The sequence below is a fragment of the Curtobacterium sp. MCPF17_003 genome (genome assembly GCF_003224385.1).
GTDB lineage: Bacteria > Actinomycetota > Actinomycetes > Actinomycetales > Microbacteriaceae > Curtobacterium > Curtobacterium flaccumfaciens.
This window is the reverse complement of sequence record NZ_QKLC01000012.1, coordinates 59,035-76,721: the sequence shown is the minus strand read 5'-3', so window position 1 is coordinate 76,721 and position 17,687 is coordinate 59,035. Positions and strand designations below refer to the sequence as shown.

Sequence of the window (17,687 nt, the reverse complement as noted above, 5' to 3'; positions counted from 1 at the left end):
CTTCTGATCTCCGCCACCGGACATCGATGGCGTCATGACCGCAACAGTTGTCTCGCCTGGCTGATTACTTCCCCAGTTTGGGTTCCCAGGGAAGTCGGGGAACATGGGGTTTGTCCACCAAACGACAGGACGCAGGGGCGACCATGAGCGAAGACGACCAGCAGCGCGGATCCGATCTGTTCGACCGGCAGCCGCGCACCGCCGAGGGCGCCGCCGCGATCGCGAGCCTGCAGGCCCTGAGCGACAGCGTCCACGAGGCCGACGAGCAGGCGCTCCGCACCCTGGGGATGCTCCCCATCGATGCCCTCGCCCTGCGACACCTGGTGCTCGCGCGCCGCGATGGACGGACGGTCAACCCCACACAGCTCGCCCGGGCGTTGCGGCTCTCCACCGCGGGGATGACGAAGCTCATCGACCGCCTGGTGCGTGACGGGCGTGCGGAACGGCGGGCGAACCCCGAGGACCGCCGCGGCGTCATCATCACGGCGACCGGCTCCGCCGAGCAGGACCTCGCGCGTGCGTACGGGCACATCCACGCTCCGCTGATCGAGACCATCGACGCGCTGAGCGTCGACGAGGCGACGGCGGTCCGCCGGTTCGCCTCCCGCCTCGCCGAGGCGCTCCGTCAGGAGCTGCCCTCCCCCGGCACCCCCTGACGCCGGCCCGGCGGTCGGTCCCTGCGACGGACTGGAGGCCCGTGGCGGGGTCGCCACGGGCCTCCAGTCCGCTGTGTACTACCGCACCCGCTTGATGGGGATCACGACGAGTGCGCCGATGATGGCGATCGCGCCGGCGGCCCAGCACATGAGCGTGTAGTTGTCAGCGGCGTCCCCGGACCCGATCTTCAGGAAGAACAGGGCGACGGCCGGCGCGAGCGACTGCGGCAGGGCGTTGGCGATGTTGATGACGCCGAGGTCCTTGCCGGGACGGTCCGCGTTCGGCAGCACGTCGACGACGAGTGCGGTGTCGATCGCGGAGTAGATGCCGTACGCGAAGCCCATGATGACCTCGGCGACGTAGAAGCCGTTGACCGTGTCGGCGTGCGCCAGCACGATGAGTCCCACCGCGAACATCGCCGTGGAACCACCGACGAACACCTTGCGGCGACCGAGCTTGTCCGAGGCCCAGCCGGACAGCGCCGCACTGACCAGCAGCGCGATCGTGTAGAGCAGCACGCCGAAGGCGACGGCGGCGGTCGCCTCCTTCGCGCTCTCGATGCCGAGGTGCTGCTCCATGTAGAGCAGGCGGTACGTCGTGAACATGAAGGTCGCGAAGATGATGAGGAAGCGCGACCACCACGCGAACGCGAAGTCCGGGTTCTTGACCGGGTTCGTCCAGAACGACGCGATGAGGTTCAGGAACGTGAACTTCTTGAGCTTGTAGGTCGGCAGGTCGTCACGGGCCACGACGGCGTACACGGCGACCAGGATGATCGCCAGGATGCCCGGCGCGATGAACAGCACGGGCAGGTTCGCGACGAAGAAGACCGACAAGTAGGTGCCGGCGAGCACGGCGATGTTCTGCGCGAGCGCGATGATGCTCGAGGACCGGCCGCGCTGCAGCTGCGGCACGTTGTCGGCGAAGCTCGCGAGCAGCGTGGCGAGCGTGGCGTTCGCGGCGAGCTGGGCGAGCAGCCAGGCCAGCGTCAGGTTGAGGACGTCGGGCGAGTAGGCGATCCAGGCGAGGGCGATCGCGAAGACCACGACACCGCTGAGCAGCCAGGGGCGACGACGGCCCCAGCGCGTGCGGGTGCGGTCGGACAGGGCGCCCGCCAGGGGGTTCATGATGAGTGCACCGAACGCGCCGATCGGCAGCACCGAGCCGATGACGTTCGCGGCGTCGTCGCCGACCAGGGCCTGCGCCTTGAGCTGCATGCTCACGTAGACGGGCGCCATGAGCGCGACGAAGAGGCCGAACTGCCCGAGGAACAGGGCGATCTGGTAGCCGATGCCCACCTTCACCGTGCTGACGGGTTGGGTGATGCCCTCTTCCGGGTCGAGCAGTGCCGGGCTGCCGGGTTCGGTGGTGCTCATGACGCCTCCTTGAGTCGATGAAAACCTTGCCTGACAAGGTTTTTCCGACGCGAGCATACATCGACACGTGTTGTCTGCAACAGCAGGGGCGTCACGGTCGGCGCCGCGCGGGGTGGACGGGCCGCGTCACACGGGGCAGCAAAAACTACACACCGGGTGGTTTTTGGGGTAGCGTCGTCATCGATCTCGCCGCGGAGCATCGCTCCTCGACGGGCCGCGACACCCAGACAGGATCGAAGGAGCCTCTGCAATGCCCACCACTTCTGTGCAGCTGTACTCACTGCGCGACGCCATCGCCGAAGACCTCGACAAGGCCATCGCCCGGGTCGCCGAGATCGGGTACGAGAACGTCGAGCCCTACGCGTTCGTCGAGCGCGCCACCGACCTCGAGCGTGCGTTCGCGGCCACCGGCCTCAAGGCTCCGTCCGGCCACGTCGCCGTGATCGACGCCGAGGACACCGCGCCGATCTGGGACGCCGCCGAGCGCCTCGGCATCCGCACCGTCATCGACCCCTTCATCCCGACCGACCGCTGGCAGACCGCCGACGACGTCGCGAAGATCGCCGAGCGCGTCAACGAGCTGACCGCCGAGGCCGCCGGCCGCGGCCTGCAGTTCGGGTACCACAACCACCAGTGGGAGTTCACGAACAAGGTCGACGGCCGCACCGTCTACGACCTGTTCGTGTCGCAGCTGTCGCCGGAGACCGTCCTCGAGGTCGACACCTTCTGGGCGACCGTCGGTGGCGCCGACGCCCCCGCCGTCCTCAAGGGCCTGGGCGACCGCGTCGTCGCGATCCACGTCAAGGACGGCAAGGTCGACGGTGACATCCTCACTGCGCTGCCCTCGTCCGAGAGCGCCCTCATCGTGCCGGAGGCACTGCAGCGCGCCTTCGAGAACCAGACGCCGGCCGGCCAGGGCGACGTCGACGTGGCGGGCATCCTCGCCGCGGCGCCGCAGGCCATCCGCGTCGTCGAGTTCGACGCCTACTCGGGCGACGTCTTCGAGGGCATCACCGAGTCCCTCACCTGGCTCAAGGACAACGACAAGTGAGCCGTGTCGGGATCGGCATCATCGGTGCCGGCAACATCTCCACCCAGTACCTGGAGAACCTGACCAAGTTCGCCGATGTCGAGGTCCGCTTCGTCGCCGACGTGCTGCTCGACCGCGCTGCGGCGCAGGCGGCGTCCTACGGCGTGGCCGCGTCCGGCACGGTCGAGGAGCTCCTCGCCCGTGACGACGTCTCGATCGTGATCAACCTGACGATCCCGGCCGCACACGCCGAGGTCGACCAGCAGATCATCGACGCCGGCAAGCACGTCTGGAGCGAGAAGCCGATCGCGACCGACCACGCGTCGGCCGCCGCGGTGCTCGAGTCGGCGAAGGCCAAGGGCCTGCGCGTCGCGACCGCTCCGGACACCGTGCTCGGCGCGGGCATCCAGACGGCGCTCCGGGCCATCGCCCGCGGTGACATCGGCGAGCCGCTGTCCGCGACGACGCTGTTCCACGTCCCCGGACCCGAGGCGTGGCACCCGAACCCGGACTTCCTGTTCGCCACCGGTGCCGGACCCCTGTTCGACATGGGCCCGTACTACGTGACGACCCTGGTGCACGCGTTCGGCACCGCATCGCGCGTGCAGGCCGTCTCGTCGAAGTCGCTCGACCGTCGCACGATCGCGTCCGGCCCCCGCGCCGGCGAGACGTTCCCGGTCGAGGTCCCGACGCACCACGCGGCCCTGATCGAGTTCGCCGGCGGGCAGTCCGCCCAGTCGACGTTCTCGTTCCAGCACGCCCTGCCGCGCATGGGCTTCGTCGAGATCAACGGCACGCTCGGCACGATCTCGCTGCCGGACCCGAACACCTTCGAGGGCTCGTCGCAGCTCTGGCGCTACGGGCAGGACGAGCCCGAGACGCTCGAGGCGGTCGGCTCCACCTGGGGTCGTGGCACCGGTGTCGTCGAGCTCGCCCGCGCCATCGCCGAGGACCGCCCCGAGCGTGCCTCCGGCGCCGTCGCGCTGCACGTGCTCGACGTGCTGCTCGGCATCCGTGACGCGGCCGAGTCGGGTTCCGCCGTCGACATCACGTCCGCCGTGGACGCGATCCCGCCGCTGCCCGAGGACTTCGACCCCGCGGCAGCCGTGCTGACCGCGGGCGCGAACGCCTAGGAGCGCCGCGAGCACCACGTCGTGAACAACAATGGTCGGGTCCCGAACGGGGACCCGACCATTGCTGCTCACCAGGGTGTGTGATCGCTCGACCCTGCGCTCCGTGGACCGGACCGCGCAGTTCGGCCAACGGATCCGCGCTCGTCGGCCATCTGGAACGGCCCGAAGTCGGGGGCTTCTTCACTCGGGTGATGAGAACCATGGGTGTGGAGGAGGAGCTGCTCCTCATCGACCGATCGACGGGCGTGCCCGTGCCGGTCGCCGACGGTGTGCTGGCCGGTGCGAGGGCGACGCGGGTGCCGGACCCCGGCGGCGTCGTGGGCGAGATGCAGCGCGAGATGATCGAGGTCACCACCCGCCCGCACACCTCGCTCGCCGCGCTCGGCGGGCAGGTGCTCGACAACCGGGCACTCGTCGAACAGGTCGCGAACGGCTTCGGTGCGCACGCGGCCCCGCTCGCGACGTCACCGACTCCGGTGACCCCGCACGTGAGCGACGGCGCCCGGTACCACCGGATGCTCGAGCGTTACGGATCCATCCCCCGGCAGGGGCTGACCTGCGGCCTGCACGTCCACGTCGCGATCGACTCCCCCGCCGAGGGCGTCGCGGTGCTCGACCGGATCCGGACGTGGACGCCGGTCCTCATCGCCCTGAGCGCGAACTCCCCCTTCCACGCCGGGGTGGACACCGGTCATGCGAGTTTCCGATCGATCGCCTGGAGCCAGTGGCCGTCGGCCGGGCCGATGGAGCGGTTCGGCTCCGAGGAGCGCTACCGCGCCGTCACCGAGGGCATGCTCCGCACCGGCGCCCTGCTCGACGAGGGGATGCTCTACCTCGACGCGCGCCTGTCCCGCGCACACCCGACCGTCGAGGTCCGCGTCGCCGACGTCCCCCTGGACCCCGGGGTGACCGTGACGATCGCAGGACTCGTCCGGGCGATGGTCGACACCGCTGCCGAGGAGTGGCGTTCGGGGTCGCTCGAGCGCGACACCCCCGCCTGCACCGTCCGGCTCGCGAACTGGCGCGCAGCGCTCGAGGGCCTGGACGGTGAACTGGTCGACCCGTTGACGGGCCGCGCCGCACCCGCACGCGAGGTCGTCACGCTCCTGCTCGCCCACGTGCTGCCGGCGCTCGTCGCGAACGGCGACGACCAGCTCGTCGAACGCGGCCTGGCCGACCTGTTCGCGCGTGGCACCGGCGCGTCGAGGCAACGTGCGGCCTACGCGGCGACCGGTGATCTCGGGCAGGTCGCACTCGCTGCCGCGATGACGAACCTCCACGCACGGACCGGCCGCGTCGCGGCCGGCCTGTGGCCCGGTGCGGACACCGGTTCGGTGATCGGGGGCCACCCGGCGAGCACGGGCCTCAGCGGTGCGGTCGGCTGATGGGCTCCAGGTGGCAACCGTGCCCCCGGATCGCTCGTCGACACCGGGGCGTCATCGCGGTCGTGAACTCGATCTCGAACGCCTCGGCCCAGCCGGTGTTCGCGGACTCGACGTCGAGCAGGAACTCGACAGGCGTCCACTCCGGGTCGTCACAGCCTGCCGGACGCACCGGCAGGACGCGGGTGGAGAAGCCCGCGATCCACGCCCGGCGCAGCACACCCGGCAGGCTCCGCGCCAGGACCTCGCGGGGCAACACGACCCGTATCCACATCTCGCTGCCTTCCACCCGTTCCTTCGGACACGTTGCGCACCCGATGGACAGAATCAACGCGACCGCACCTCACGGTCAGATCAGCCTCGCGCTTTCCGAACGATCCGATGGGAGCACCCCGTGACCGACCTCGAGAACCCGCCCGTCCTCGGCGAACACCCGGCGGACGTCGGCCCCGGACGTCCGGTGAAGCTCGGCGCGCGATTCGTGCACTGGCACACCACCACCGACCACAAGACGATCGGCAACCTGTACCTGGTGACGTCGTTCGGGTACTTCTGCCTGGCGGGGGTGATGGCGGTGGTGATGCGGACGGAGCTCTTCACACCGGCGCTCGACGTGCTCGAGACCCGCGAGGAGTACAACCAGCTGCTCACGATGCACGGCACCGTCATGCTGCTGCTGTTCGCGACCCCGCTGTTCTCCGGTTTCGCGAACGCGATCATGCCGCTGCAGATCGGTGCCCCCGACGTCGCGTTCCCCCGGCTCAACGCGTTCTCGTACTGGCTCTACGCGATGGGCAGCCTGGTGACGATGGGCGGGTTCCTGACACCGGGCGGAGCCGCTGCGTTCGGGTGGACGGCCTACGCACCGCTGTCGGACACCACCTTCGAACCGGGCATCGGCGGGCACCTCTGGGTCGCCGGCCTGAGCATGACCGGCTTCAGCACGATCCTCGGCGCCGTGAACTTCATCACGACCGTCATCACCATGCGTGCCCCGGGCATGACGATGTTCCGGATGCCGATCTTCACGTGGAACGTGCTGATCACGTCGATCCTCGTGCTGATGGCGTTCCCGGTGCTGGCGGTGGCGCTGTTCGGCCTGCTGCTCGACCGGGTCTTCGACGCGCAGATCTTCAACCCGGCCAACGGTGGGCCCCTGCTGTGGCAGCACCTGTTCTGGTTCTTCGGCCACCCCGAGGTCTACGTGATCGCCCTGCCGTTCTTCGGCATCGTGTCCGAGGTGTTCCCGGCCTTCAGCCGGAAGCCGATCTTCGGCTACAAGACGCTCGTGTACGCCACGATCTCGATCGCGGCGCTGTCCGTGTCGGTGTGGGCGCACCACATGTTCGCGACGGGTGGCGTCCTGCTGCCGTGGTTCTCGCTCATGACGATGCTGATCGCCGTGCCCACCGGCGTGAAGATCTTCAACTGGGTGGGCACGATGTGGCGCGGGTCGGTGACCTTCGAGACGCCGATCCTGTGGGCGATCGGGTTCCTCGTGACCTTCACGTTCGGCGGGCTGACCGGCGTGATCCTGGCGTCGCCGCCGCTCGACTTCCACGTCCACGACACCTACTTCGTCGTGGCGCACTTCCACTACGTGGTCTTCGGGACCGTCGTCTTCGCGATGTTCTCGGGGTTCTTCTTCTGGTGGCCGAAGTTCACCGGCAAGATGCTCGACGAGCGACTCGGCAAGGTGCAGTTCTGGATGCTCTTCATCGGGTTCCACATGACGTTCCTGATCCAGCACTGGCTCGGTGTGATCGCCATGCCCCGCCGGTACGCGAGCTACCTGCCGGAGGACGACATCACCTGGCTGCACCAGGTCTCGACGGTCGGTGCTGTCCTGACGGCGGCGTCGATGATCCCGTTCTTCCTGAACATCGTGCAGACGATGCGGAAGGGCCAGAAGGTGCTCGTCAACGACCCGTGGGGCTACGGCCGGTCACTCGAGTGGGCGACCAGCTGCCCGCCGCCCCGGCACAACTTCACGTCGGTACCGCGGATCCGGTCGGAGTCGCCGGCGTTCGACCTGAACCACCCCGAGGCCGGTGTCCCGGTCGGGGTGGGTCCGGCGATGGACGCGCCGGACGCGGCCACCCACGACCAGGCGACGGGCAAGACCCGGCACCCGAAGGAGACCGACCAGAAGTTCTGACGGCGGCACTTGCTGAGCAGCAATGGTCGGGTCCCGAACGGGGACCCGACCATTCCTGCTCATCAAGCGAGGATCACGACGCGAACATCGGGACGCGGAGCCCCCGCGCGAGCCGCGCGAGCCCCGCGAACCCCGCGAGCCGCGCGAACCCGGCGCGAGTCAGACCAGCGCGGTGAAGGACGCGTCGCGCACGAGCAGCGTCGCCACGTCGCCCACCACGGCCTGGTCGGGGTCGCTCGACAGCCCGAGGGCCCAGCTGCCCCCACCCGGACGCTCCGGCAGCGTGAACTCCACCGTGGTGTCCGACGCGTTCAACAGCACGGCCACGGTGTCGTCGCCCTGGTGCAGCACGAGCGTCACGGCCCGGTTGCCGCCGTCCGCCCAGTCGCCGTCCTCGAACCCGGCGGCGTCGGCACGGAGCACGGTCACCGTCGACTCCGAGTCACCCGGCGCGGTGCGGAACCACTCCGGACGCAGCGCCTGGTGCTGCCGACGGAACGCGATGGCCGCCGTCGTGAAGGCGAGCAGGTCCTGGTCGGCGGCGGCCCAGTCGAACCAGGAGATCTCGTCGTCCTGGCAGTACGCGTTGTTGTTGCCGCCCTGCGACCGGGCGAGCTCGTCGCCACCCAGGATCATCGGCACGCCGGCGGAGAGCAGCAGGGTGCCGAGGAAGTTGCGGCGCTGCCGGTCGCGGTAGTCGTTCACCGCACCGTCGTCGGTCGGGCCCTCGATGCCGCCGTTGAACGAGGTGTTGTCGCTCTCGCCGTCGTTGTTGTCCTCGCCGTTCGCCTCGTTGTGCTTGTCGGCGTACATCGTCAGGTCGGCCAGGGTGAAACCGTCGTGGGCGGTCACGAAGTCGATCGAGCACAGCGGGGAGCGCCGTGAGCCCTCGTAGACGTCGGGGCTGCCCAGGACCCGCTGCACGGCGTCGCCGAGCGCGCCCTCGTCGCCGCGCCAGAAGGCACGCAGGTCGTCGCGGTACTTGCCGTTCCACTCGGACCAGTCGGCCGGGAACCCGCCGACCTGGTAGCCGGCGGTGTCCCACGGCTCGGCGATCATCTTGACCTCGCGCAGCACGGGGTCCTGGTGGATGATGTCGAGGAACGCGGAGTGCTTCTCGGCCTCGCCGTCCTGGCGGGTGAGCGTCGTGGCCAGGTCGAACCGGAAGCCGTCGACGTGCATCTCCTCGACCCAGTAGCGGAGCGAGTCCATGATGAGTCCGAGGGCCGCCGGGTGCCCGACGTTCAGGCTGTTGCCGGTGCCGGTGGTGTCGAAGTAGTTCGCCTCGTCACCCTCGACCAGCCGGTAGTACGACTGGTTGTCGATCCCCTTGAACGACAGCGTCGGGCCCATGTGGTTGCCCTCGGCGGTGTGGTTGTAGACGACGTCCATGATGACCTCGAGCCCCGCGGCGTGCAGGGCCTTCACCATCTCCTTGAACTCGGCGACCTGCTGCCCGCCGGTGCCCGAGGACGAGTACTCGTCGTGCGGCGCGAAGAAGCCGATGCTGTTGTAGCCCCAGTAGTTGCGGAGGCCCTTGTCGAGGAGCGTCGAGTCCTGCACGAACTGGTGCGTCGGCAGCAGCTCGACCGCGGTGACGCCCAGGTCCGTCAGGTGCTTGATCGCCGCGGGGTGGGCCATGCCGGCGTAGGTGCCGCGGATCTCCTCGGGGACGTCGGGGTGCTGCTTCGTGAAGCCCTTCACGTGCACCTCGTACACGACGGTGTCGGCGAGCGGCGTCCGCAGCAGGGCGTCACCGTCCCAGTCGAAGGACCGCTCGGCGACGACCGACTTCGGCATGGCGCTGGCCGAGTCGGTGTCGTCGAGACGCTCGGGGTCCTCCATGTCGTGGCCGAACAGGGCCTGGCCCCACTCGTAGGTGCCGTCGACGGCGGTGGCGTAGGGGTCGAGCAGGAGCTTCGCGCCGTTGTGGCGCAGGCCGTTCGCCGGGTCCCACGCACCGTGCACGCGGAAGCCGTAGCGGGTGCCGACGGTCACGCCGGGCACGACGTCGTGGAAGGTGTAGCCGGTGCGGTTGCGGAGCTCGGTGCGGTGCTCGGTGCCGTCCTCGTCGAAGGTGCAGAACTCGACCCGCTCGGCGGTGCTCGAGAACAGGGCGACGTTGGCGCCCCCGTCGACGAGCGTGACGCCGAGCGGGGTGCGCGTGGAAGTGGTCATGCTGCCCTTCTACCGGCCGGTCGCTGTGCCACCGGCGGTCTGGGCGTACCCCTGGCCGCTCAGCGCACCGGCGGGACGAGCTGCTCGAGCAGCCGCAGCACCCGCTCGCCGTCGACGGCGTCCGGGTCGAGCAGCCACTGGACCTGCAGCCCGTCGGATGCCGCGATGCTCAGGCTCGCCAGGTCGACCGGGTCCAGGTCGGCGCGGATCCGGCCGCTCGCCTGGTCCGCCTCGATCAGTACGGCGAGTTCGGCCCGCAGGCGGGCGAACCGTTCGCGCATGAAGTCGCGCGTGGCCGGGTGGCCCTCCTGCACGGCGTCGGCCGCGAGGGTCGTGTACAGCTGCACCAGCCCCGGCACGGCCCGGTTGCGCGACGCGCTCTCGCGCATGTCGCCGATCGCCGACTTCATCCGGTCGGGCGCGCCCTGCTCGCGGACCTCGTGCTCCCGGTAGACGGCGAGCAGCAGTTCGTCGCGACTCGGGAAGTAGTGGCGGAGTGCCGCGTGCGTGATCCCGAGGGCCTCGGCCACCGAGCGCAGCGACGATGCGTCGACCCCCTGCTCCGCGACCATGCGGATCATCTCGTCGAGGATCTGCGTGCGCCGCTCGGCGCCCTTGCGGTACCCGCCGCGGCGCGGCTGGGCCGCGTCGGCGTCGTCCGCGGGGTGGGTCATGCACCCAACTTACCGCTGGAAGGTTTTCTCGCCACCGTCCGGTCTGGAGGCCCGTGGCGGGCGCACCACCGGCCTCCCGTCGGTCTCGCCGGTCGCGTCACACCCGCCGGGCCGCGTCAGCCCGGCGTGCTCGCGTCAGTCCTGGTCGTCGACCGTGTACTCGTCGACCGGCGCGGGCGTGCCCGCGGCGAGCGCGTCGACGATCTTCGTGAGCGAGTCGGCGAGGACGGCGTTGTCCGCGTCGGGGAGTTGCTCGAGCACCTCGACGACGGCCGCGTGGAAGCGCGCGTACGAGGCGTCGATCTTCTCGGCGGCCTGGTCGGTCGGGGCGAGCACCTGCGCACGACGGTCCGTGGGGTGCGCCGTGCGCGACAGCAGCCCCTTCTGCACGAGCCCGTCGACGATCTTGGTGACCGAGGCGTTCGAGACGGCGAGCATGACGGCGAGGTCCTTCGGGCCCATCGCCCGGCCGTCCCGGTGCGCCTGGAGCATGTACCGGACGGCGAGGAACTCGTTCTTCGACAGGCCGCTCTCGATGCGGGCGGACTCGATCTGCTGGTCCTCGGCGTGCTGCAGACGGAGCAGCGCGTCGACGGCGGTCTTCGCGACCCGGGACTCGGGCTCGCGGGCGTAGAGGTGGACGTGCTCTCGACGGACGACGGTCAACGGCATGGGGTCATGCGCTCCTTGCTAAACGGCAGGCGTGGTGAAGAAGTCCGCGTAGGACGGTTCGGAACGACCGGCGAGCAGCGAGGGGTCCTGGATGCGACGCTCGACGTACGCGTCGATGATCGCCGGGTCGGTGAGACCGACGCGCGTGTGGCTGCCACCGATCCGTGCCGTCCGAGGCATCCCGGAGTACGTGCTGTGCATGTCCTGTCCCGCCCTTCTTGCTTGCCGTGTGTCCCCTGCGGACGCCTGAACTCTTTCACGAAGTGAACGGTCAGTTCAACGAACCATTCGCGCTGTGTACGTTTTGCGCGCCGAACGGTTCGGGACCGTCGGTCAGGGTCGTCAGGAGCTGCAGGAGTGCCGCCCGTCGCGGCTCGTCGAGCGGTGCGAACAGGCCGTCGAGCACCCCCTCGGCGATGCGGTGTCCCTCCTCGAGCACCCGCCGACCGTCCTCGGTGACGGTGTGCTCGATCCGGCGGCCCCGGCCGGCGGTCCGGGTGATGAGCCCACGGCCGAGCATGCGGTTCGCGAGGGTGCCGAACGCCTGGTCGCTCTGGAACGTCGCGACGGCGAGGTCGTGCCCGGATGCGCGGGGCATCCGGTCGATCGCGCGCAGGGCGTCCCACTGCACGAGCGTCACGCCGAGGTCGCGCAGGGCGGCGTCCATCGTGCGGTGGTTGCGGTACTGCGCCCGCTTGACGGCGTGGCCCAGGGCTTCGAGGTCGGTCGGCATGGTGCTACGGTATCAACACTCGTACATAAACATGTTGATACGGAGCATTCATGACCGACACCCGCACCCGCACCGCGCTCGTCCTGCACGGTGGCGGTGGCCCCAGGACCGTCGCACCGATCGTCGCGCACCTCGCGCCCGCCTTCCACGTCGTCGCCCCCACGCACCCCGGGTGGGACGGCACCCCGCGCCCGGACGGGATCGACTCCGTCCCGGCCCTGGCGGCCGCGTACCTCGAGCAGCTCCTCGCCGCCGGGGAGCAGGACGTCGTGCTCGTGGGGTCGTCGATCGGCGGCTGGATCGCCCTCGAGATGGCCGTGCAGGCAGCTGCCGACGACCGGTTCGCCGGGGTCGTCGGTGCCGTCGTCGACATCGACGGCGTGGGTGCGGTGGTCGAGGGCGAACCGATCGCCGACTTCTTCGCCCTCGATGCCCGCGGGCTGGCCGAGGTCGCCTGGCACGATCCCGAGCGGGGGTACCAGGACCCGGCGTCGGTCACCGAGGAACAACAGGCGGTGCAGCGGTCGAACGGGCAGACCATGGCGGTCGTCGCCGGCCTGTCGATGAGCGACCCGACCCTGCTCCGGCGGCTCGGGGCCGTACGGGTGCCGACGCTCGTGGTCTTCGGTGCGAGCGACGCGGTCGTGACCCCGGCGTACGGTCGCGCGGTGGCGGCGGCCGTGCCGGGTGCGGTGTTCGCCGAGGTCCCGGCGGCCGGGCACCTGCCCCATCTCGAGGCCCCCGGGGCGACGTGGGCGGTCATCGACCCGTTCCTGGCGCCACTGCTCGGCTGAGTTCTCGGCGTCCTCTGAGCGATCTTTTGGCACTCACCAGGGTCGAGTGCTAAAACGGTGGCAGTTGAGTCGAGGGGACTCAACGAGAACCACGAAGGAGTTGATTTCGATGACGATGAACTTCGACCCGTTCCGCGAGCTCGACCGCCTCGCGGGTTCGCTCCTCGGCACCGCCGCCGGCCCGCGCTCGATGCCGATGGACCTGTACCGCACCGGGGACCACTACGTCCTCGACGTCGACCTGCCCGGCATCGACCCGGGCTCCGTCGACATCGACGTGGACGGCTCCGTCCTGACCATCCGCGCCGAGCGCACCCTGGGCGCGCCCGAGGGCTCGCAGTGGCTCACGCGTGAGCGCCAGCCCGGCACGTTCGTCCGGCAGCTGACGCTCGGCGACGGCCTGGACGCCGAGCGCATCACCGCCGGGTACGACAACGGCGTGCTGAGCGTCACGATCCCCGTCAAGGAGTCCGCGAAGCCGCGCAAGATCGCCGTCACCGTCGGTGGCGCGTCCGAGCAGCTCGCGGTCGGTTCCGGCGCCGCCGCCGAGTGAGGAGCTGAGCGATGACGTCCGTCCTGCTGAACGCTGTGGTCGCGGTCCTCGTCGTCACCGCGGCGCTCGCGCTGACGAGCCTGGACCGGCGCACCGCGGTGCTCCTCGGGGCCACCGGCAGCCTGACCGGCACGTTCCTGACCTGGGTCGCCGCGCCCCGGCTCTTCGAGCAGTCGCTCCTGGCCCCGTGGGTCGCGGCGGTCCTCGGCACGGCCCTGCTGATCGCGGGGTGGAGCGCGGTCCGCTCCTACTCGGGCATCTTCGAGGCACCACGCGACGAAGAACCCGAGACGGGGGCACTGATGACCGTGGGCGGGTCCGCCCCGTCGGTGCGGTGACCATGTGACGGACAGGAGGCCCGGTGCACGTCGTGCGCCGGGCCTCCCGTCGTTCCGTCGGTCGCGTGGGCGACCGTCGGGACTACTCCTTGTTCAGCTTGTCCTGCACCAGGCCGGCCGTCTTCTCGACGACGTTCGGCAGCTCGGTGGTGCCGTAGAGCCGGACGTCGGGGTGCGTGGGCGGGGGCATCGGGACCGAGGTCGTCGGGCCGTCGTGGTACGAGTACTCGCCCTTGCCGTCGAACGAGGGGCCGCTCGCCCACGGGCCGTTCTTCGCCTCGGCACCGTCGGAGAAGTTGAGGTACTGGTAGTTGACCTCCTGGTTCTCCTTCGACTGCGGGAAGTTGCTCGGCACGGGGAAGCCCTCGACGCCCTTCTCGCGCAGCTCGGCCGCGGCGGTCGCCCACATGTTCTGGTGCATGGTGTCGCGGGCGATGAGGAAGGACAGCAGGTCCCGCACGCCGTGGTCGTCGGTCATGTGGTAGAGCCGGGCGGCCTGCACACGACCCTGCATCTCGGCGTTCTCATTCGCCGTGAAGTCGGCCAGCAGGTTGCCGCTGGCGGTGATGTACGAGCCCTGCCAGGGGTTGCCGTTGCTGTCCACCGGACGGGCGCCCGCACCGGCGACGATCGCGTGCTGGACGTCCGTGCCGCCGACGATCGCGGCGACCGTCGGGTCGTCCTGCAGCGCGTCCTCGGTGATCCCGAGCGGGGACTTCTCGAGCAGCTGGGCGATCATCGTCGCGAGCATCTCGACGTGGCCCATCTCCTCGGCGCCGATGCCGAACACCATGTCGCGGTACTTGCCGGGGATGTGCATGTTCCACGCCTGGAACTGGTACTGCAGGGCGACGGAGATCTCTCCGTACTGGCCACCGAGCACCTCCTGCAGCTTGCGGGCGTAGATCGCGTCGGGCTTGTCGGGCGTTGCCTTGAACTGGAGTTCCTGCTTGTGGAAGTACAAATCGTGCTCCTTCGTGTCGATCGAGCGATTGCACCGCCGATGGTTCGCCGGGGGCACTGAGCGGCCGTCCAAGGTGGCCGGATCACGCAGAGGGTGTCCCGGATGGGCCGGTTCCACGGCTCCGGGTCCACCGCCGGCTTCACCCGGCAGGACGAGGCCCTTCGGTCGACCGCCCGATGCCCTCGGCCGTCCGGTTGCGCAGGCTGGGAACATGCAGACCTCGACCAAGCACACGATCGCCACCCTGCTGCTCTGCGCGGCGATCGTGGTCGCCACCGTCATCGCACTCATGGCCATGACCCCGCCCGCGTGACGCCGCGGTGCGGCATGGGAGGATCGCTCTCGTGACCGAACGGGGCAGGTTCCTCCGGCCGCTCGCCACCCGGTCGATCGTCATCGACGTGGCCTGGGCGGTCCTGGCGGCGTTCGTCTTCCTGCTGCCCATCGACCTCGAGCTCGAGCACGCGAGCCTCGCCGCGGTGCTGTCGGCCTCGGTGGCGATCGCCCTGCGTCGCGTCTCCCCGTCCGCCGCGATGGCGATGGTCGTCGTCCTCGGGGTGATCCAGGTCGGCGGCGGCGAGCGCCCGTCGCTGGTGGACCTCGCGCTGTTCGTCGTGATCGGCACCGCCGCCGTCGTGGGCACCCGCACCGAGGTCGTCGTCTCCGGCGTGCTCGCGGTCGTCGCCGGAGCGGGTGCGACGGTCTACCTGGCGTCGACGGGCTTCCGGTTCCTCGTGCTCATCAACGGCCCGCGCGACCAGGCCTTCCTGGCGATGGCCGCCCCGGTGACCGCGCTGCTCGGGGTCTGGGCGGGCGGGGTCGCCGTCCGGGCCTTCCGCTCCCGCGACCGCGAGTCGGAGCGCCGTGCCGACGCCGAGGCCGCAGCATCACGTGCCGAGGCCGTCGCCACCGAGGCCGAGGCCACCGCCACCCGCGCCATCGACGTCGCCGAGTCCGAACGCATCCGCGCCGACATCGCCCGCGACGTGCACGATGTCGTCGGCCACTCGCTCGCGGTCATCATCGCGCAGGCGGACTCGGTGCCGTTCCTCGACGACGAGGCGCGCATCCGAGCGGTCAGCGCCACCATCGCGAGCACCGCCCGGAGCTCCCTGGTCGAGGTCCGACAGGTCCTCGGGCACATCGACGGCTCTGCCGAGGCGACCGGCCCGGGCTCACTCGAGGAGATCGTGCAGGGCATCCGCGACGCCGGGGTCGACGTCGACCGCACGGTGCGCGGGGTCCCGCTGGCCCTGCGCCCGGACACCGGCACCGCCGCCCGCCGTGTGCTGCAGGAGATGCTCACGAACGCCCTGCGCCACGGTGCCCCCGGCAACCCGGTCGTCGTGCGGGAGACCTGGCGGAACGCCGACCTGGTGCTCGAGGTCGAGAACGTCGCCGGCGACGGCAGCACCGCGGGCTCGGGCCGCGGGATCGACGGCATGGACTCGCGCCTCGGCGCCCTCGGTGGGTCGTTCGACGCCGCCGTGCTGGACGACGTGTTCACGGCACGCGCCCGCATCCCGTTCGACGTCCAAGGGGGACCCGTCCGATGACCGAACCGATCAGGATCCTGCTCACCGACGACCAGGCGCTGTTCCGCGCCGGACTCCGGGTGGTGCTGGACGCCCAGGACGACATGCGCGTGGTCGGTGAGGCCTCCGACGGCGCCGAAGCGCTCGCACTCATCCCCGAGGTGCGCCCCGACGTGGTGCTGCTCGACATGCGGATGGCCGGCATGGACGGCGTGGAGACCGTCCGGCAGCTCCACTCCGGCGCCGTCCCGGGCCCGCTGCCCCGCGTCGTCGTGCTCACCACCTTCGGGCTCGACCCGGCGGCGGCGACCGCGATCCGGCTCGGCGCCAGCGGGTTCCTGCTCAAGGACACCACGCCGCCGTTCCTGTTCGCCGCGGTGCGGGCCGTGCACGAGGGCAGCTCGGTCATCGCACCGAACGACCTCGCGCAGCTGTTCGGCACCGACGTCGCGCGGGCCCCGGCACCGCAGCCGCCCGAGTTCGCGACCCTGACCGAGCGGGAGCGCGTCGTGTTCGGGTGGGCGTCCCGCGGCCTGTCGAACGCCGAGATCGCCACCAAGGAGTACGTCACCGAGTCGACGGTGAAGACCCAGATCTCGAGCATCCTCGGCAAGTTGTCGCTGCGGGACCGGGTGCAGCTCGTCGTCTACGCACACGACCACGGGCTGGCGGGCACCCGCGAGGACTAGTCCGCGGCGATCCGGTCGAGCCACTCCGCGAGCATCGTCCGCTCGGCTGCCGACAGTCGATCGAGCCGGGACGCTGCGGCACGGAGTGTGATCGCGGCGCTCGTCACGGCGTCACGCCCCCGGCCCTGACCAACCGGGGCCGCGCCGCCGTCGTCCGTCGTCGCCCCGCTCGGCACGAGGATCCTCCCGAGCACGGCCTCCAGGACGTCATCGGCGAGTGACGGGTCCCGCTCGTCCGCCGGAGCGGCCAGGATCGCGAGCACCGCACCGGTACCGGCCGCGTGCACGAGCTCGACCGCGCGGCGCTCCGGCACGGCCAGTCGTCCGGCCTCGGCCACCCGCCGGATGCGTTCGGCGAGCAGCGCGGTGCCGGCGCGGGCGGCTGCCGACCGACGACCGCGCTCCGGGTCGCTCAACAGCACGAACAGGTCGGGGTTCGCCAGCCCGAAGCCGATCGTCATCGACCACCCGGTGCGCAGGTCCTCGACGGGGTCGGTCGCCTCGTCACGAGCAGCTCGGACGGCGTCGGCCTTCATCGCCGAGAACGTCGCCATCGCGTGCTCGGCGACCGCTTCGAGCAGGCCGTCCTTGTCACCGAACAGCCGGTAGATGGTCGGTGCCTGGACGCCTGCGCCGTCCGCGACCGCCCGCGTGGTCACCGCCGCGGCACCGCGTTCGCGCAGCATGGAGCCGGCGACCTCGACGATGCGCGAACGCGTCTCGTCACGCTGACTTCCCTGCTCGACCACGGAACAACGATAACGGATGTGTGCTATCACTGTGTTACCAGCGATACCAACATGCTGTTTCCACCGATACGG

19 protein-coding genes are annotated in these 17,687 nt (G+C 70.4%); 10 read left to right on the top strand and 9 right to left on the bottom strand.

The window, feature by feature from the left end; translation table 11 throughout:
• Positions 1–143 precede the first annotated feature (143 nt).
• Positions 144–656 (top strand): MarR family winged helix-turn-helix transcriptional regulator, encoded by a 513-nt coding sequence (locus tag DEJ30_RS12845; RefSeq protein WP_110861996.1) that lies wholly within the window; start codon positions 144–146, stop codon positions 654–656.
• A gap of 78 nt (positions 657–734) precedes the next feature.
• Here the strand turns inward: DEJ30_RS12845 and DEJ30_RS12840 are convergent, their stop codons facing one another.
• Complete coding sequence (locus tag DEJ30_RS12840) at positions 735–2,033, bottom strand: MFS transporter (protein WP_110861994.1); 1,299 nt, start codon at positions 2,031–2,033, stop codon at positions 735–737.
• Between the two features lie 250 nt (positions 2,034–2,283).
• Here DEJ30_RS12840 and DEJ30_RS12835 point away from each other — a divergent pair, with 250 nt between their 5' ends.
• The 3 genes from DEJ30_RS12835 to DEJ30_RS12825 all read left to right on the top strand — a co-directional run bounded on the left by DEJ30_RS12835 (position 2,284) and on the right by DEJ30_RS12825 (position 5,581).
• Positions 2,284–3,084, top strand: a complete 801-nt coding sequence (locus DEJ30_RS12835) for a sugar phosphate isomerase/epimerase (protein ID WP_181420133.1) — start codon at positions 2,284–2,286, stop codon at positions 3,082–3,084.
• Positions 3,081–4,196: a Gfo/Idh/MocA family protein gene (locus DEJ30_RS12830; RefSeq protein WP_110861990.1), complete on the top strand. Its 1,116-nt coding sequence runs from the start codon at positions 3,081–3,083 to the stop codon at positions 4,194–4,196. The genes DEJ30_RS12835 and DEJ30_RS12830 overlap by 4 nt, the downstream gene beginning before the upstream one ends.
• 191 nt (positions 4,197–4,387) lie before the next feature.
• Positions 4,388–5,581: a glutamate--cysteine ligase gene (locus DEJ30_RS12825; protein WP_181420132.1), complete on the top strand. Its 1,194-nt coding sequence runs from the start codon at positions 4,388–4,390 to the stop codon at positions 5,579–5,581.
• On the opposite strand, the gene DEJ30_RS12820 is transcribed toward DEJ30_RS12825, so the two are convergent.
• On the bottom strand, positions 5,562–5,852 hold the full coding sequence (locus DEJ30_RS12820) for a hypothetical protein (RefSeq protein WP_181420131.1): 291 nt from the start codon (positions 5,850–5,852) through the stop codon (positions 5,562–5,564). The two genes, DEJ30_RS12825 and DEJ30_RS12820, sit on opposite strands and share 20 nt — an antisense overlap.
• A gap of 186 nt (positions 5,853–6,038) precedes the next feature.
• Between DEJ30_RS12820 and ctaD the strand changes: the two genes are divergently transcribed.
• Positions 6,039–7,736, top strand: a complete 1,698-nt coding sequence (ctaD, locus tag DEJ30_RS12815; RefSeq protein WP_258369935.1) for a cytochrome c oxidase subunit I — start codon at positions 6,039–6,041, stop codon at positions 7,734–7,736.
• A 159-nt stretch (positions 7,737–7,895) separates the two neighbouring features.
• Here ctaD and glgX read toward each other — a convergent pair whose 3' ends face one another.
• The 5 genes from glgX to DEJ30_RS12790 all read right to left on the bottom strand — a co-directional run bounded on the left by glgX (position 7,896) and on the right by DEJ30_RS12790 (position 11,993).
• Positions 7,896–9,914 carry a glycogen debranching protein GlgX gene (gene glgX / locus DEJ30_RS12810; RefSeq protein ID WP_110861984.1) on the bottom strand — a complete coding sequence of 673 codons (2,019 nt, stop codon included), beginning with the start codon at positions 9,912–9,914 and terminating at the stop codon, positions 7,896–7,898.
• Positions 9,915–9,973: 59 nt separating this feature from the next.
• Positions 9,974–10,588 carry a TetR/AcrR family transcriptional regulator gene (locus DEJ30_RS12805; protein ID WP_042538020.1) on the bottom strand — a complete coding sequence of 205 codons (615 nt, stop codon included), beginning with the start codon at positions 10,586–10,588 and terminating at the stop codon, positions 9,974–9,976.
• Between the two features lie 135 nt (positions 10,589–10,723).
• On the bottom strand, positions 10,724–11,260 hold the full coding sequence (locus DEJ30_RS12800) for a MarR family winged helix-turn-helix transcriptional regulator (RefSeq protein ID WP_110861982.1): 537 nt from the start codon (positions 11,258–11,260) through the stop codon (positions 10,724–10,726).
• Between the two features lie 18 nt (positions 11,261–11,278).
• Positions 11,279–11,461: a hypothetical protein gene (locus DEJ30_RS12795; protein ID WP_071404431.1), complete on the bottom strand. Its 183-nt coding sequence runs from the start codon at positions 11,459–11,461 to the stop codon at positions 11,279–11,281.
• 70 nt (positions 11,462–11,531) lie between these two features.
• Positions 11,532–11,993, bottom strand: a complete 462-nt coding sequence (locus tag DEJ30_RS12790; RefSeq protein ID WP_110861980.1) for a MarR family winged helix-turn-helix transcriptional regulator — start codon at positions 11,991–11,993, stop codon at positions 11,532–11,534.
• Positions 11,994–12,043: 50 nt separating this feature from the next.
• Here DEJ30_RS12790 and DEJ30_RS12785 point away from each other — a divergent pair, with 50 nt between their 5' ends.
• The 3 genes from DEJ30_RS12785 (at position 12,044) to DEJ30_RS12775 (ending at position 13,678) form a co-directional block, all read left to right on the top strand.
• A complete protein-coding gene (locus tag DEJ30_RS12785) occupies positions 12,044–12,787 on the top strand; it encodes an alpha/beta fold hydrolase (protein WP_110861978.1) in 744 nt (247 codons plus the stop codon).
• A 109-nt stretch (positions 12,788–12,896) separates the two neighbouring features.
• Entirely contained in the window at positions 12,897–13,340 is a 444-nt protein-coding gene (locus DEJ30_RS12780) for an Hsp20/alpha crystallin family protein (RefSeq protein ID WP_027466972.1), read from the top strand.
• Between the two features lie 11 nt (positions 13,341–13,351).
• Positions 13,352–13,678, top strand: coding sequence for a hypothetical protein (locus DEJ30_RS12775; protein WP_110861976.1), 327 nt, complete (start codon positions 13,352–13,354; stop codon positions 13,676–13,678).
• Between the two features lie 82 nt (positions 13,679–13,760).
• Here DEJ30_RS12775 and DEJ30_RS12770 read toward each other — a convergent pair whose 3' ends face one another.
• Positions 13,761–14,642, bottom strand: coding sequence for a manganese catalase family protein (locus tag DEJ30_RS12770; RefSeq protein ID WP_071404423.1), 882 nt, complete (start codon positions 14,640–14,642; stop codon positions 13,761–13,763).
• A gap of 344 nt (positions 14,643–14,986) precedes the next feature.
• On the opposite strand from DEJ30_RS12770, the gene DEJ30_RS12765 reads away from it, so the two are divergent.
• On the top strand, positions 14,987–16,198 hold the full coding sequence (locus tag DEJ30_RS12765; RefSeq protein WP_258369922.1) for a sensor histidine kinase: 1,212 nt from the start codon (positions 14,987–14,989) through the stop codon (positions 16,196–16,198).
• On the top strand, positions 16,195–16,866 hold the full coding sequence (locus tag DEJ30_RS12760) for a response regulator transcription factor (protein WP_110861974.1): 672 nt from the start codon (positions 16,195–16,197) through the stop codon (positions 16,864–16,866). Before DEJ30_RS12765 ends, DEJ30_RS12760 begins: the two co-directional genes overlap by 4 nt.
• On the opposite strand, the gene DEJ30_RS12755 is transcribed toward DEJ30_RS12760, so the two are convergent.
• Positions 16,863–17,615 (bottom strand): TetR/AcrR family transcriptional regulator, encoded by a 753-nt coding sequence (locus DEJ30_RS12755; protein WP_258369921.1) that lies wholly within the window; start codon positions 17,613–17,615, stop codon positions 16,863–16,865. The genes DEJ30_RS12760 and DEJ30_RS12755 overlap by 4 nt on opposite strands.
• Positions 17,616–17,687: the final 72 nt, after the last annotated feature.

Bases quoted from the DNA above. Each gene is read 5' to 3' on its own strand.
- DEJ30_RS12845 (WP_110861996.1), top strand. From the start codon at position 144: ATGAGCGAAGACGACCAGCAGCGCGGATCCGATCTGTTCGACCGGCAG.
- DEJ30_RS12840 (WP_110861994.1), bottom strand. From the start codon at position 2,033: ATGAGCACCACCGAACCCGGCAGCCCGGCACTGCTCGACCCGGAAGAG.
- DEJ30_RS12835 (WP_181420133.1), top strand. From the start codon at position 2,284: ATGCCCACCACTTCTGTGCAGCTGTACTCACTGCGCGACGCCATCGCC.
- DEJ30_RS12825 (WP_181420132.1), top strand. From the start codon at position 4,388: ATGAGAACCATGGGTGTGGAGGAGGAGCTGCTCCTCATCGACCGATCG.
- DEJ30_RS12820 (WP_181420131.1), bottom strand. From the start codon at position 5,852: ATGTGGATACGGGTCGTGTTGCCCCGCGAGGTCCTGGCGCGGAGCCTG.
- glgX (WP_110861984.1), bottom strand. From the start codon at position 9,914: ATGACCACTTCCACGCGCACCCCGCTCGGCGTCACGCTCGTCGACGGG.
- DEJ30_RS12805 (WP_042538020.1), bottom strand. From the start codon at position 10,588: ATGACCCACCCCGCGGACGACGCCGACGCGGCCCAGCCGCGCCGCGGC.
- DEJ30_RS12800 (WP_110861982.1), bottom strand. From the start codon at position 11,260: ATGCCGTTGACCGTCGTCCGTCGAGAGCACGTCCACCTCTACGCCCGC.
- DEJ30_RS12795 (WP_071404431.1), bottom strand. From the start codon at position 11,461: ATGCACAGCACGTACTCCGGGATGCCTCGGACGGCACGGATCGGTGGC.
- DEJ30_RS12790 (WP_110861980.1), bottom strand. From the start codon at position 11,993: ATGCCGACCGACCTCGAAGCCCTGGGCCACGCCGTCAAGCGGGCGCAG.
- DEJ30_RS12785 (WP_110861978.1), top strand. From the start codon at position 12,044: ATGACCGACACCCGCACCCGCACCGCGCTCGTCCTGCACGGTGGCGGT.
- DEJ30_RS12780 (WP_027466972.1), top strand. From the start codon at position 12,897: ATGACGATGAACTTCGACCCGTTCCGCGAGCTCGACCGCCTCGCGGGT.
- DEJ30_RS12775 (WP_110861976.1), top strand. From the start codon at position 13,352: ATGACGTCCGTCCTGCTGAACGCTGTGGTCGCGGTCCTCGTCGTCACC.
- DEJ30_RS12760 (WP_110861974.1), top strand. From the start codon at position 16,195: ATGACCGAACCGATCAGGATCCTGCTCACCGACGACCAGGCGCTGTTC.